We start from the raw sequence: 12585 nt of genomic DNA on the forward strand, positions 1-12585 counted from the left end.
CCGGGAGCGCGGTGGGGAGTTGAGCGATCTTTGTGACAGTAATGGCGGTGGGTGACGCCACCGCACCCGCCGGGAAGAGAATCTCGATGTTGCCGTTATCCGAGGTGACCGTCCGACCCGCCGTACCAATCAGAACGCCGGCTACAACCGCCAATCCCACGGTGCCGCTCTTCCCCTCACTCGTTGCGGTCAGCGTGGTGGTGCCCGGCGCGATCCCAGTAACCAAACCAGAACCATTCACGGTTGCGACGTTTATCTGGGACGACGTCCAGGTGATCGAGCGCCCCGTCAGCGCAGTGCCACCGGCATCTCTCGTAACCGCGGAAAGCTGCAAGGTCTCCTCGGCGACCATTGACGGCGATGGCGCCGACACCGAGACGGTCGCAACAGGCACCGTGACGGTGATCAACGCCGTCCCGCTCTTTCCTTCACTGGTCGCGGTGATGGTCGCCGTTCCGCCAGACACCGCGGTGACCAGCCCCGAGTTGCTCACCGTCGCCAGTGAGGGAGCGGACGATGTCCACGTTACCGTCTTCCCGGAGAGCGCTTGACCCGTCGCGTCCTTGAGCGTCGCAGTGAGCTGTCGTGTCTCGTTCGGTGTGAGGGACACGGCCGACGGCGACACCTCGATGGTGGATACAGCCGGAATCGCCGGGACGGTCGTCCCATCGCCTCCGCCGCCACCGCATGAGGAGAGGAAAATGAGGATAGCCAGTGATGCACTGCGTGGAGTCGCCGCGATGTGATACATGGAGTTCTCCTAAGGCGTTCGGCCGGCGCTCCCCGTTGTGATGGAGCGATACTAGGTATGAATGCGCAGGAATTGGCCTCCACGGCTCACAGGAGTCTCGCCCTGTTCGCCGAACGGGAAGAATCGGGCCCAACGATGAATGCCCGGCTTTCCGAATCGCGTTTCGATGCGCTGCGTCGCGATGCGCGCACGTTGATGGACGCGTGCAGGCTGGGCGCCGACTCGCCGTTCTTCAACCGGTCAGCCGGCATCAAAGAGATCAATCCCTTTTGCGAACCCCGGCCTCGGCGTGACCGACACTGCCGGATACAGGCCAACGGCGACGGTCGCGGCGGTATCCGCCGGGTACCACATCTCGTTATCGGCGATGAGGGCCGGGACACCGCGTGTCGCCAGGTACTGCGGATTCGCTTCGCTGTGGTATCCCGCGTCGGCGGACTCAAGCATGGCATGCTCTCGGGTTGCTTCAAACTCTCGCGCAACTCGCCAGCGCAACAGCAGTACGTGCTCAGTGGGGCGCGCATCCCTATCGCCGCGCCGGCGTCGGCTGACACGGACGGACTCACCATCGGCATTCGGCGCATCGATCTGGTGCCATATCTCGCCATGCCGGCCATCGTCGTGCGTCGCGGCGCGCATGAGATCGTCACCTCGCAGTTTCACCGCTGGGGCGAAGATCTCGGCGAGGGCATCAACCACACCGTGGCCGCGCACCTGACCAACGCGCCGCCCGTGAAGGCGGTGAACGTCGCCCCGTGGGCGGCGCGATCGCAGCACAACTTCCTGCTGCCGTTGCACGTGACCCGCTTTGAAGGAGTTGCGGAATCTGCCGCGACGACGGGCACGGTCCATGTGCGCACCACATGGGACATCATCCGTCCATTCGACGGCGCGGTGCTTGTGCGCGGCATCACCGACTATCAGGACGGCCGCTTCACGATGGGCGACTACGAATCACTCGTGAGCAACTCAACACCGCCCTCGTTCGCGTCGCCAGCGACATTCGCGCCTGCCTGGGCCGGTTCCGTTCCGACTCACTGCCGCCGCCGAGCTGCTGACACGCGCGTGTCACGGGTGTGGGTGATGCCGACTCCGTCGTTGCTCTGACACCGCCACTGCGTGAGCGCCGTACGAAATCGCAAGCCAGGAACAACGAAGCCCGCGGTCTCCGCATCGGCGCACAGGGTTCGTCAGCACGTCTGATATTCGGAGCCACGCTGGCTCAAGCCGGTCGGGAGGACGGGTCTTGCGCGACGAACTATGACCTATGTCCCCGGTTTCATTTGATCGCCCGCTGCAGAAGCCAGAGGGGCCCGAGTACTCCGGCCCTGGCAGGCGCGACGGGTACGGTCGCGGTGACTCGCGATGGTGCGAGGCGGGCGTCGTCGGTCCAAGCGCCCCGTGCGTACGCCACGCATTGACCTCCTGGCGCGCCGCGGCAATCGTCAACGCCGTCAAACCGCCTACGCCGGTCTTGCTGGTGGCCATCGCGCGTCGCATACTCTCCGTTAGGCCGCCCTGCCAACCTTCCTCGTCCCAGACCGTGACCGACATCAATCGTCTCTTCGCCGACTTCGACCGTGGCGCGATCTCACGCCGCACGCTGCTTCAGGCACTTGGTCTCGCAGCGGTCTCGCTGCCCTTCTCGCGCGCGATGGGGCAAGGTCAATGTGCCGGTCGTGCCGCTGACACAACCGCCAGTTGCATCAAGACCCCGCTCAAGGCGCCGTTTGCGCCAACCGGGTGGAAGACGGTGTTGCTCGATCACTTTTCGATGAAGGTGACCGACGCCGAAAAGGAAGCCGCGTTCTACGCCGCGTTCATGGGTTGGAAGGTGCGCAGCAATGACGAGAACGGCATTTACATGGATATCGGTGACCTTGGCGGCGTCATCATCAAGGGCGGTTACACGCCGCCCTCGCGCGGCGGTGGTCGCGGCAACGCTGGGGCTGGTGGCGGTGGCGGACGCGGTGGCGCCGATAGCGCTGGTGGCCGCGGCGGCGGTGCTGGACGCGGTGCCGGCGCGCCCGGTGGCGCTGGTGGCGCACCGGTGAACAACAATCCGAGCAACATGCCTGCCTGCACCACACCACGGTTTGAACTGATTCAGGGCGCTGGGGCACTGTGGGACGGATACTGCTGGGGCATCGCACCGTGGGACACCAAGAAGGTTGAAGCCGCGCTCAGGGAACGCGGACTCAATCCGGTTGCCGACCACAATCCCAAGGCAGACTTCTTCAGCTTCCATGTGAAGGATCCCGATGGACTGGACGTCCAGATCTCGAACGGCACGAAGAAGAATCGTCGCACGACAAAGCCCAATGGCACACTCAACGCGCCACTGCCCTTTGAACCGATGGGATTCAAGACGGTCTACCTCGACCACATCTCGTTCCAGTGCACGAGTTACAAGGAAACGGTCGCATTCTACGAAGCACTGCTGGGATGGAAGGGCTTGGGCGACGAGGGAAGCCAGAATGAAACCGAGATTGCGCCCGGCATCGGTGGACTCCTCATTCGCGGTGGTAACGCACTGAGTCCAACGTTCCAGATGCCGACAGAGCGCCGCGCCGTGATGAATCACGTCTCGTTCGGTATCACACCGTTTGATGCAGACCAACTGAACGCGGAGTTGTGCAAGCGCGGCCTGCGCGCGCGTGTCGACACCGGCGCGATCGCGTCATCGCCGGATAGGGAAAAGGATATTCACACCGCCGCATACCGGAGTTTTCACACTACCACACCGAACAACTACGACCTGCAGTTCAGCGCAAAGATCAAGGCGGGCAAGCAGGCGGGGCCGATGGGCGGCTGATGGCAAGCCCGCAGGGCGGCCTTTGGTTGCGCTCCGGCGTTATGGCTCACTACCTGTTCACTGTTCACCCCGACTCGCGATGCCCCGCATCAACTTCATCGAGCTACCCACCCGCGATCTGCCCGCGACGCGGGCCTTCTACGCAGCAGTGTTCGCCATGCAGATGACGCCATTCGGCCCCACGTACGCCTGCACGCTGACGGGGGACGTCGACCTTGGCCTCCAAGCAGATCCCACCGAAGCCACGCGGGCACCCTTGCCGGTGATCCAGGTCGATGATCTCGAAGCCACACTCGCCGCGGTGGTGGCCACCGGCGCGCGCATCATTGTACCGATCTTCAGCTTTCCAGGCGGCCGGCGATTTCACTTCGTGGACCCCAGTGGGAACGAACTGGCTGCGATGCAGGCGGACGGCGCATAGCCATCTGCCGGCCAGCGGGCGTTAAGCGGTCCGGCGGCGATTGACTCGTGTCACGTGACGCGGTGCACTTCGGCGTGATCAGGACATTCGCGGACCGCGCGACCGAGGAGCTTCCCGAACGGCGGCGGGAAGCCCTACACCCAGAACGCGTCCCAGTTCGCCTGGTCCTTGAAGTGCTCCGTGCCTTCGACAACCCGGCCGTTCCGGAGCGTGAAGGTGATGCAGCAGTCGGTCGAGAGCACCTTGCCGTTCCGCGTGCCGCTGTCGTGGTGCGGGGGCGCGAATCGTGTGCTTCTGCGCCAAGACCTCCCGAGGTCGATTCGGTTGGGTGCTGAATCCGTTTCTACGCCCGCTGTTCCCCAAGCTCACATTCGCCACCACGCCGGTGCCGAATGACGAACCATGGCTGCCGCTCTCTCGACATCTGACGGATTTCGCGGTTCAGGAGCTCTTCTTCGGATGGATGTTTCTCGCTTCGGGTACCTTGGCGTCCGCTCCGCATGCTCCGCCACCGGCGCTCCAAGCTAGCGCTATGCCTCGGTAAAGGGCCCGTAGCATTCGGGTGCGTTGAACCGCATCATGAAGCAGGCAGCGCACAAGATCCTGCGCCAGGAGTACCACCTGCACAACTACCTCATCATGGTGCCACCGAGCGGCACGCGCTCCATTGTCGGCGTCGCCACGTTACTGGGCATCTGCGCGCTTACCGCGTGGTGGCCTGCACCGCTGCGAGCTCAGGCGCCCGCCTACTTCAAGGCGCTCACCGTCCCGCCTTCCACCGTCGGCACCTGTCTCGAGCCGGCCTTGAATCCCGATATCACCACCCGGCGCCGGTCGGCACCTCGGCTGGTGATATCGAGTCGTATGCCGGACGCGCGGAGGGAAATGTCTCTCGTGCGTGACTCCACCGGGGCGGTGATCGGTTTCAACGAGAGGGTCAATGTGTCAACCGGACGGTTCGCCAGCGCCGGTGAGTCAATCATCGCGTCCCTGCGCGCGGACGGGCGCGTAGTAGGGGTCGTGATGCGCACGGAAATCCAGATGTCGGATACCGGATTGCGTTCGTTCGACTCGGCCTCGTTGCGACGGATGCGTGAGAGCGCCAAACAGACGTCGCACCAGTTGGAGCTGGACGCATCGGGTCAGGCTCAGGTACGCGTGCTGGTCGCGTGGTTGTCCACGCGATGCCCCGGATGAGGGAGGACACGCCGGCGGCACCAGATTCGGGAGATCAAGCATCCACCCGCGTCACCTTACCGTTCAAAGCAACAGGAGTACCATGTCATGGACGCAGACGGGCGCGCGGCACAACGCGCAGGAAGTGACGGAGAGGAACGGAACCTTGCTTCCATCACTCCGTTCTTCATCGTGAAAGACCTGCAGGCCTCGATTTCGCACTACATCGAACGCTTCGGATTCGCACTGGATTTCCAGGGACCTCCCGACGACATCTACTATGGCCAGGTAAGCCGAGATGGCATCAGCATCATGCTCAAGGCGATCGGTCCTGACGTGCGTCCTTGTCCCAACCACACACGCCACGAATGGGCGCGCTGGGAGGCGTACATCTACACCCTGGATCCCGACACACTGTTCCACGAGTTCAGGCAGCGCGGTGCGTCATTCGTGAAGGAGTTGTCGTTCATCGACAGCGGTCTCTGGGGCTTCGAAGTGACTGATGCCGACGGGTACGTCCTGGCCTTTTTTCACACCCGCAACGAGTAGGTTTCCGAGGCCCGCAGGCTCATCTTGTGTGCTTATCATGATGCACCTTGTCCTGAGGTTCGGGGATGCGTGTGGTGCCCCTCTCGGATGCGCATTGGCATTGACGATTCGGATTGATCTCAACGCCAGGGTTCCAACGTGTCTGCCCAGCAAACGGCAATCGTGGGCCAACCAGTCCGCATTGACACAATATGACCGGCGGCGGGGTCAATCCAAACCCAACCCGCGCGCTTGCGGCGTGACGCACGCGCCGGGATATTTGGCGTCGGTGTCACGGGACACCTCCGGTCCGCGGAAAGGGCAGCGCCCACCTGTGCAGTGTCAGTTCCCATGCGCCCTCTTCGGGCCGATGGTGCGGACGCCGGCCATCACGAAGGAGGCGTCCCATGGCATCACCGTTCCGACGCGCGCTCCCCGAGCGCGCCAACCTCGCGCAGCAGAAGACGCTGGCGAAAGAGATGCTGCGCGCGTTTGCCCGCGACCATCCTGAGGCAGTGGCGCGCGTTCGCGACGTGCTCCCAGACAAACCGCGTATCGTGCTCGCTGACGTGCAGTTTGTGTTGGCGCGCGAGTATGGCTTTCACGACTGGGGCGCCCTCAAGCGCGACATCGAGCAGCGCATGGCAGAGGCGCGGCCCCCGCACCAGCAGATGCACGACGCGATGCGTCATCATGACGCCGCCGCGGTGAGACGCCTGCTGTCGCAGCACGCGCCGTTCCGACCGCTCATCAACGCGCCGCTATTCTCCTTCAACGCGCCCGCCATCGTCGCGTGTGCATCCGACGTCGCGATGGTGGACGTGCTGCTTGAGTTCGGTGCCGACCCGAACCGACGCAGCGAGTGGTGGGCTGGTCCGTTCCACGCGCTGCATGTGGCAACCGGCGCGGCGGCTGAACGCCTGCTCGCCGCCGGCGCAATTCCTGACGCCTGCGCCGCCGCGCACCTGGACGACGTCGAGCTGCTGGCGTCGATGCTCGCATCCGACCCGCAACGCGTCGCCGAGCGTGGCGGTGATGGGCAGACACCGCTGCATTTCGCGCAATCGCAGCGTGCCGTCGATCTGCTGCTCGACGCAGGGGCCGATATTGATGCGCGCGACGTCGATCATCGGGCCACTGCGGCGGAATGGATGCTTGACCGGGCGCGCGGTGCGGGACGTTATGCGCTGGCGCGCTATCTCGTGCAACGCGGCGCGTCCGTTGACGTCTTCCTCGCCGCAGCGCTGGGGCTTACTGACGTCGCCAGCGCGATGGTGCGAGACAACCCCGCGCTGCTCGAGGAGCACACCGGTCGTGGTCGGTACGGAGACGTGCCACCGAGCAGTTCGCACATCTATCTCTGGACCATCGGGAGCAACCGCTCACCACTGGACGTCGCCGCGCAGTTCGGGCACGACAATACCCTCGACGCGATGCTGCCCTTTGCGACACCCGTGCACCGACTGCGTCTGGCATGTCGTCGCGCGGATGCCGACAGCGCGCGTGATCTGCTGCGCGAATACCCACAGCTGGTCTCGTCGCTCGGTGCTGATGATCAGCGCGCGATCACCGACGCCGCCTGGGACGGGAATGCGCCAGCCGTGGCGTTGATGCTGGAACTCGGTTTCGATCCTGCAACGCCCGGTCAGGATCAGGGAACCGCGTTGCACTGTGCATCGTGGCAGGGGTCCGCGTCAACCGTCGCGGCACTCCTCGCCACGGCCGCCGGACAGGCGCTCATCAACCGTCGCGAGGCGAATCATCAGAGCACGCCACTTGGCTGGTGCTGTCATGGATCGTTGAACGGTCCGCCAAACGGCGAATTCGCGCAGGTGGCAAGGCTGCTGCTTGCCGCCGGAGCGCCGCTTGAGACGTTTGATGCGTCGGACGACGTGGAGGCGGTCCTGGCGGCGATGGAGGTTGAGGAATTCTGAGGGCCCTACTCTGTCGGCAGCGTCGCGCGGTAGGCGTTGATGGCGTTGATCGTGGCCGTCCCGCGCACCTCGGCCACCTTGCGGCTGAGGTCCTGCGGCCAGGCGAGCGATTGGAACTTGATGCCGTTGATCTCGGCCTGGCCAGCTTTCACGCGCTTTGGGAAGCGGATCGATCAACGTATCATTGACACATGACGGTATTCATGGATCCTGAAATGAGACACAGGCCCTTCCGACACCTTTACATCGTTGGCGTGTGGCTGCTCGCAATTCCAGCGGTCTTGCTGTGCGGCTTTGCTGGGCTATTGCTGATGCCCATTGTGCCCTTCTTTATGGCCGCGCCGCTGCTTGGTGCGCTCGTGCTCACGTTTCCCCTCATCGAAGACCGTCCACACTATCGACCCCTTTTCGTCATCGGTCTGTTTCTCGGTCAGGTTGCCGCCGCCTACGCCGCGATCCTGCTCCTGGCCGGGACGCCCGCGGCGTGGAGGCGCAACACCGGCGAAGCTGCGTGGCTGATCGGCACTATTCTCCCCTTCGCGATTATTGCCGTCGTCCTGCTCGGAGCGCGCCGCGATGACAGGCATACGCCTTTGACCACTCCAGCGCCACATGTGCACGGAGAGTTGTAGCTGTCAGCCCCTCGGACCGTTGTCATCATGATGAAGCATCGCTTGCGGGCGCATCCACGCGGTACGGCCATGGCCGTGGCCATCGGGCTGGCGTCGTGCATGTCCGCCACGGTGCGGGCGCAGGGGCCGACCACGATGGCCGACAGTATGGCCCTGGCAATCACGATCTACGGCGTCGCGTTCACCAACGGGACTCAAACGGCTCATGCCGCAACCCAGCCGGAACTGGTCTGCGTTCAGGGGCCAGATCCTGGCGTCGATCCGCCGCGTGTGGTTATCGATGCGCTACAGCAGGGTCGCGCAATGCTCCTTCGGCCAATGTCCGCTTGCAAGGTTATGCTGCTGGGCGCCGCGCCGCGCGGGACGTCGCTGGTCGTCGACACCCTGACAGGCAAGCGAGGTATCTCCGTGTCCGTCGGCGAACCGTCGTTTGCAACGGATGGGAGCTTCACGGTTGCGACCGGGTACTACCAGCACGGGCTGTCGGCCGCCAGTTGGGTCTGCAAGGGGCGGCGGCGCAGTGATCAGAGCTGGGAGATCACCTCGTGCACGATGCAATGGATCTCGTGATGGAGGGCCCTCCCGCCACCGTCTACCTTTTCACACGATCCAACACCTTCTTCATCCGGTCAAAGTCCGCCCTTCGCTCAACGTCACTTTGGGAGAGCCCCTTTTCGGCTTCTTGTACATAATCCCGGAACGATGGCCCGCCAGCGAGTTTGAAGTTGGGATCGGCACCGTGTTCAAGCAGCGCCGCACACACGCCCCAACGATTCAATCGTGCTGCCCTCCATAGCGGTGTCATCGGACCAACGGCCTTATCAAACACGGCCGTCGCATTGGGGTCTGCACCGAACTCCAGCAACGCTCGCACCGCTGCTTCGGGTGTTCCGGTGGCGGCGACGGCCTCAAAAAGAATCGAGTATTCCAGGTGCACCTGGTACGCATTGGCATCGGCGCCTTGCTCCAGGAGCAAGCGCAGCAGCTCCACACGACCGCCCTGTGCGGCGCTGAAGTGCGGCGGGACGTCCAGGGCCTTTGTGCTATCGAATTTTGCTCCAGCGGCCAGCAGCAGTCGGACGCCTTCAAGCTTCTCCTCATCCCGATAGCCGGCATAGGACGCCTCTGAAATCGCGTTGGCCAGCAACGCGCCCCGCTCATTGAGCCGTTCGACAGGCGATTGCAGCAGGACTTTGAGCTTGTCCAAGTCGCCTCCACGAATGGCCCGGGCAATTTGGTCCCGCTGCTGATCTTCGAAAATGGGCTGGGCATCTTCCATCTTGTACCGCGCCTCATTCCGCGCAATACGCTGCTTCTCTTGCCACACTGGCCAGATCTGAAAGAACAGAATTGGCAGGGCGACCAACCCCAACGCCACGTACTTCGTCCAATTGAAGGGCAAGACGTTCAGCCCGACCAACACGACCACCGCAATGAACGCCAACACAAAGAAGGCTTGCCCAAACCCCCGGGTTGCCGCATCGCCACCTTTCGCAGGGGACAGGGCCTCGGCGCCCGCAACCAGGCAGATGATTCCGACGGCCACCCAATTGAGGACGGCGACGATTTTGGCAGGACTCATGGGCGTTCGGGGAAAACGGTTGGCGGTTCAGCGCGAAAGCGAGAATTCGAACGGGGCTTGCATCAGTTGTTTCACCCGTTTGCCACCAATCATGGCCGGCTCAAAGCGCATGTCGGCGAGCGCCGCGCGCACGGCGTCGGTGAAGCCCTGATGATCCGATTTGACGGCCTTGAACGTGGACATGTCCGGCACGCCGTCAGCATCAACGACAAACTGCGCGAGCACACGACCTTCGATCTTGCTGTTGCGCAGCTCCTCCGGATATCGCGGTCCTTTCACGCCCGGTCGCGCTTGCGCGGGCTTCTCGACCTGAAAATCGAAGTATGGCAGCGACGAATTCGTGGGAATTGGCTTGACCGTTGACTCGTTGGCAGGCGTCGGTCCGGCAAGTGAAAATGCGAACGGCATGGACACCAGTTGGCGGACATCGCGCCCATTCACGCGTGCGGCGGTGTAGCGCATCTCGGCCAGCGACGCTTTTACGGCGGCGCCGAACGCTGCGCGTGCCTCCGTCTGGTCCGCCCCTTCGCTGGTGGTCACACGCACAATCTTCAGTGTCGCCGTATCCACCGTGCCATCGGCGTTCACGACAAACTGCGCAAACACGTTCGCCGTGACGCCGGCCGCGCGCATGGACTCGGGGTAGCGCGGGCCGCGACTCCCCGGCAGCAACACGGCCTCCTGTCGCTGGTCGGCTTCCGGCGTCACCGTCGCGGTGGCGGCCGACGACGTCGGCGTTGTGGCAACGCGGGCCGTGGTCGGTGGTTCAACCGGCGACGGCGCCGTCAGGTTCGAAGACACGCGCGGCGAACACGCCGCGGCAATGGCAAGCGTACCAGTGGCGGCGGCCGCGAGGGCGTGCCATACACGGAAACGAATCACAGTGGTCTGCATGGCTTGAATTCTCCGCTGAAGTTGGGCGGCGGTCGGTGAAAGTGTGGGTACGTAACGCGCGGTGCCGTGGCGGTGCGCAATGAGCAGGAGCAGTCGGGCGTAGGGCGCGGGATCGGCACCCCTGAGCGTGCGGGTATCGCAGTCAATTTCCATGGCGAGACGAAAGCGCGAGGCCAACCACCAGAGGGCGGTATTCCACGGCATCAGAGCCGTTGACAACACACCCAGCCACACCACGCGCGAATCGCCGGCGCGACAATGCTCCTGTTCGTGCGTGAGCACCAGCGCCCTCAGCGATGGGTCAAGCTCAAGCAGCCACGTCGGGACAATCACCCGTGGCGTGATAACACCGATGGCCGCAGGTCCAAGGGCATCGTGCACCAACACCGGCGCCCCGTCAATGTCGGCGCGGCGCGCCTCACGTTGCACGCGGCGCAGCATGAATGCCGCGCGCACGAGCTGCCACAGCAACGTGGCCGACGCGACCACCCACAAGGTGAGCAGCACCGGGTCCAGACGTCCCATCGCCGCGGTCCAGTCAAACGATGGCGCGTGAGCGATCGGCACGACAGTGTTGCCCAGTCCCTGGACCACCTCGCCCACCGCACCGGTAGGTGGCGCAGACTGCACGAAGAACGGCGCGAGCATCGGCCACCCCACACACGCGAGGATGGCCAGCATCCACGGCGTTCGGCGCGCCCCGCGTGCGAGGCGCAGCAGATGTTCGGCGGCAAGCGCGGCCAGCGACACGAGCCCGGAGAACACCAGGGCACCCAGCATCCAGCGCGCGATCACTTGGCACGCTCCCGGATTACACGCGCCAGCTGTTGGAGCTCCTCGGCCGAGACCCCGTGCTGGTCAACCAGTTGCGCGAGGAGTGCCTGCGGAGATCCATCGAAGAACTCCGACACCAGGCGCGTGAGCGCTGTGCGTTGCGCGGTGTGCTGCTGGACACGGGGGAAGTAGCGATGCCCGCGCCCTTCCTCCTCGCGCCGCACGAACCGCTTGGCTTCGAGGTTGCGCATGATGGTCAGCACCGTGGTGTACGCAAGTCCGGCGTCGAGTCGCTCGCGCACCTCCGCGACCGTCCCCGAACCGATTTCCCACAGTACGGCCATCACTTCAAGTTCGCGCTCACCCAACGTCGCATTGACCATGACTCCCCCGCGCTCAGTGGTCTTCCTACTAGCCTGATAGTAGATACCACCGACGGACCGGGTTTGTCAACTATGCCGATAGTAGGTCATGCGGGCCATGCCGCCGACGGGGCGCGGGAGACGGCGTTGGACGGCGGTCCCGATGCGTCGTGCATTCGAGGCAAGGTCACGGCAGCACCGTGAGCGTGATAATCACAACTAACGGCTTCCGACTCTCAAAGTCCGTGCCGCGCACGGTCAGGCGATGTTCGCCTGGCGTGGCGAGGAGCAGTGTCACCCGGTGCGGGATACGTGACAACGCTTGCGTGCATCCCACATTGGTGACGGCCAGCGCCCGATTGTACGGCGTCACGGTGATTCCGCGTCGACCGACTGACACGTCGGTGCGCTCACGACCCCAGCAGCCGTCCGCGCCGAACGTGTTCACCGTGAGCTCGAACGGCTGCCCTGCGCGCAGTTGCGTCGGTGACAACTCGATGAGCGACAGACTGGAGAACATCGGTGCCAAGAGTGCCGCACCATCGGCTGGGTTGTCCGGTCCGGTGGCGTCGTGGCACGCAACCGACGCGAGCAGCAACGTCGCGGAGATCGCCCACCGGGCGCGACTAGTACGGTTTGAATGCACGCGCGGATACTCCTGATGTCGTGGACCCGATGCTCGTCGGTGCGCTGCAATTCATAACCACCGGGAGCAA

The 12585-nt window shown here is 64.1% G+C and carries 15 protein-coding genes; 8 read left to right on the forward strand and 7 right to left on the reverse strand.

Annotation, left to right across the window (positions count from 1 at the left end):
- Together IPP90_11340 and IPP90_11345 are read right to left on the reverse strand one after the other, a co-directional pair.
- The coding region (locus IPP90_11340) for an Ig domain-containing protein (protein ID MBL0171306.1) at positions 1-751 on the reverse strand (751 nt) is incomplete at its 3' end.
- A gap of 240 nt (positions 752-991) precedes the next feature.
- Positions 992-1198, reverse strand: coding sequence for a hypothetical protein (locus IPP90_11345; GenBank protein MBL0171307.1), 207 nt, complete (start codon positions 1196-1198; stop codon positions 992-994).
- A 3-nt stretch (positions 1199-1201) separates the two neighbouring features.
- Here IPP90_11345 and IPP90_11350 point away from each other — a divergent pair, with 3 nt between their 5' ends.
- The 6 genes from IPP90_11350 (at position 1202) to IPP90_11375 (ending at position 7625) form a co-directional block, all read left to right on the forward strand.
- Positions 1202-1858 carry a membrane integrity-associated transporter subunit PqiC gene (locus IPP90_11350; protein ID MBL0171308.1) on the forward strand — a complete coding sequence of 219 codons (657 nt, stop codon included), beginning with the start codon at positions 1202-1204 and terminating at the stop codon, positions 1856-1858.
- Positions 1859-2294: 436 nt separating this feature from the next.
- The gene (locus IPP90_11355) at positions 2295-3566 is read left to right on the forward strand and encodes a hypothetical protein (GenBank protein ID MBL0171309.1); all 1272 of its coding nucleotides are present in this window, start codon (positions 2295-2297) and stop codon (positions 3564-3566) included.
- Positions 3567-3645: 79 nt separating this feature from the next.
- A complete protein-coding gene (locus IPP90_11360; protein ID MBL0171310.1) occupies positions 3646-3987 on the forward strand; it encodes a VOC family protein in 342 nt (113 codons plus the stop codon).
- A gap of 579 nt (positions 3988-4566) precedes the next feature.
- The gene (locus IPP90_11365) at positions 4567-5184 is read left to right on the forward strand and encodes a hypothetical protein (GenBank protein ID MBL0171311.1); all 618 of its coding nucleotides are present in this window, start codon (positions 4567-4569) and stop codon (positions 5182-5184) included.
- An 87-nt stretch (positions 5185-5271) separates the two neighbouring features.
- Entirely contained in the window at positions 5272-5712 is a 441-nt protein-coding gene (locus IPP90_11370; protein MBL0171312.1) for a hypothetical protein, read from the forward strand.
- Between the two features lie 386 nt (positions 5713-6098).
- Positions 6099-7625, forward strand: coding sequence for a hypothetical protein (locus IPP90_11375; protein MBL0171313.1), 1527 nt, complete (start codon positions 6099-6101; stop codon positions 7623-7625).
- Positions 7626-7630: 5 nt separating this feature from the next.
- Here the strand turns inward: IPP90_11375 and IPP90_11380 are convergent, their stop codons facing one another.
- Entirely contained in the window at positions 7631-7777 is a 147-nt protein-coding gene (locus IPP90_11380; GenBank protein ID MBL0171314.1) for a hypothetical protein, read from the reverse strand.
- A 39-nt stretch (positions 7778-7816) separates the two neighbouring features.
- On the opposite strand from IPP90_11380, the gene IPP90_11385 reads away from it, so the two are divergent.
- Positions 7817-8257 (forward strand): hypothetical protein, encoded by a 441-nt coding sequence (locus IPP90_11385; GenBank protein MBL0171315.1) that lies wholly within the window; start codon positions 7817-7819, stop codon positions 8255-8257.
- A 27-nt stretch (positions 8258-8284) separates the two neighbouring features.
- Entirely contained in the window at positions 8285-8827 is a 543-nt protein-coding gene (locus tag IPP90_11390) for a hypothetical protein (GenBank protein ID MBL0171316.1), read from the forward strand.
- A 22-nt stretch (positions 8828-8849) separates the two neighbouring features.
- Here the strand turns inward: IPP90_11390 and IPP90_11395 are convergent, their stop codons facing one another.
- The 4 genes from IPP90_11395 to IPP90_11410 form a co-directional block, all read right to left on the reverse strand.
- Positions 8850-9839, reverse strand: coding sequence for an ankyrin repeat domain-containing protein (locus IPP90_11395; GenBank protein ID MBL0171317.1), 990 nt, complete (start codon positions 9837-9839; stop codon positions 8850-8852).
- A 27-nt stretch (positions 9840-9866) separates the two neighbouring features.
- Positions 9867-11528, reverse strand: a complete 1662-nt coding sequence (locus IPP90_11400) for a TonB family protein (protein MBL0171318.1) — start codon at positions 11526-11528, stop codon at positions 9867-9869.
- Positions 11525-11890 carry a BlaI/MecI/CopY family transcriptional regulator gene (locus IPP90_11405; GenBank protein ID MBL0171319.1) on the reverse strand — a complete coding sequence of 122 codons (366 nt, stop codon included), beginning with the start codon at positions 11888-11890 and terminating at the stop codon, positions 11525-11527. Before IPP90_11405 ends, IPP90_11400 begins: the two co-directional genes overlap by 4 nt.
- A gap of 166 nt (positions 11891-12056) precedes the next feature.
- Positions 12057-12515 carry a hypothetical protein gene (locus IPP90_11410; GenBank protein ID MBL0171320.1) on the reverse strand — a complete coding sequence of 153 codons (459 nt, stop codon included), beginning with the start codon at positions 12513-12515 and terminating at the stop codon, positions 12057-12059.
- Between the last annotated feature and the right edge of the window lie 70 nt (positions 12516-12585).

The sequence above is a fragment of the Gemmatimonadaceae bacterium genome, assembly GCA_016720905.1.
GTDB lineage: Bacteria > Gemmatimonadota > Gemmatimonadetes > Gemmatimonadales > Gemmatimonadaceae > Gemmatimonas.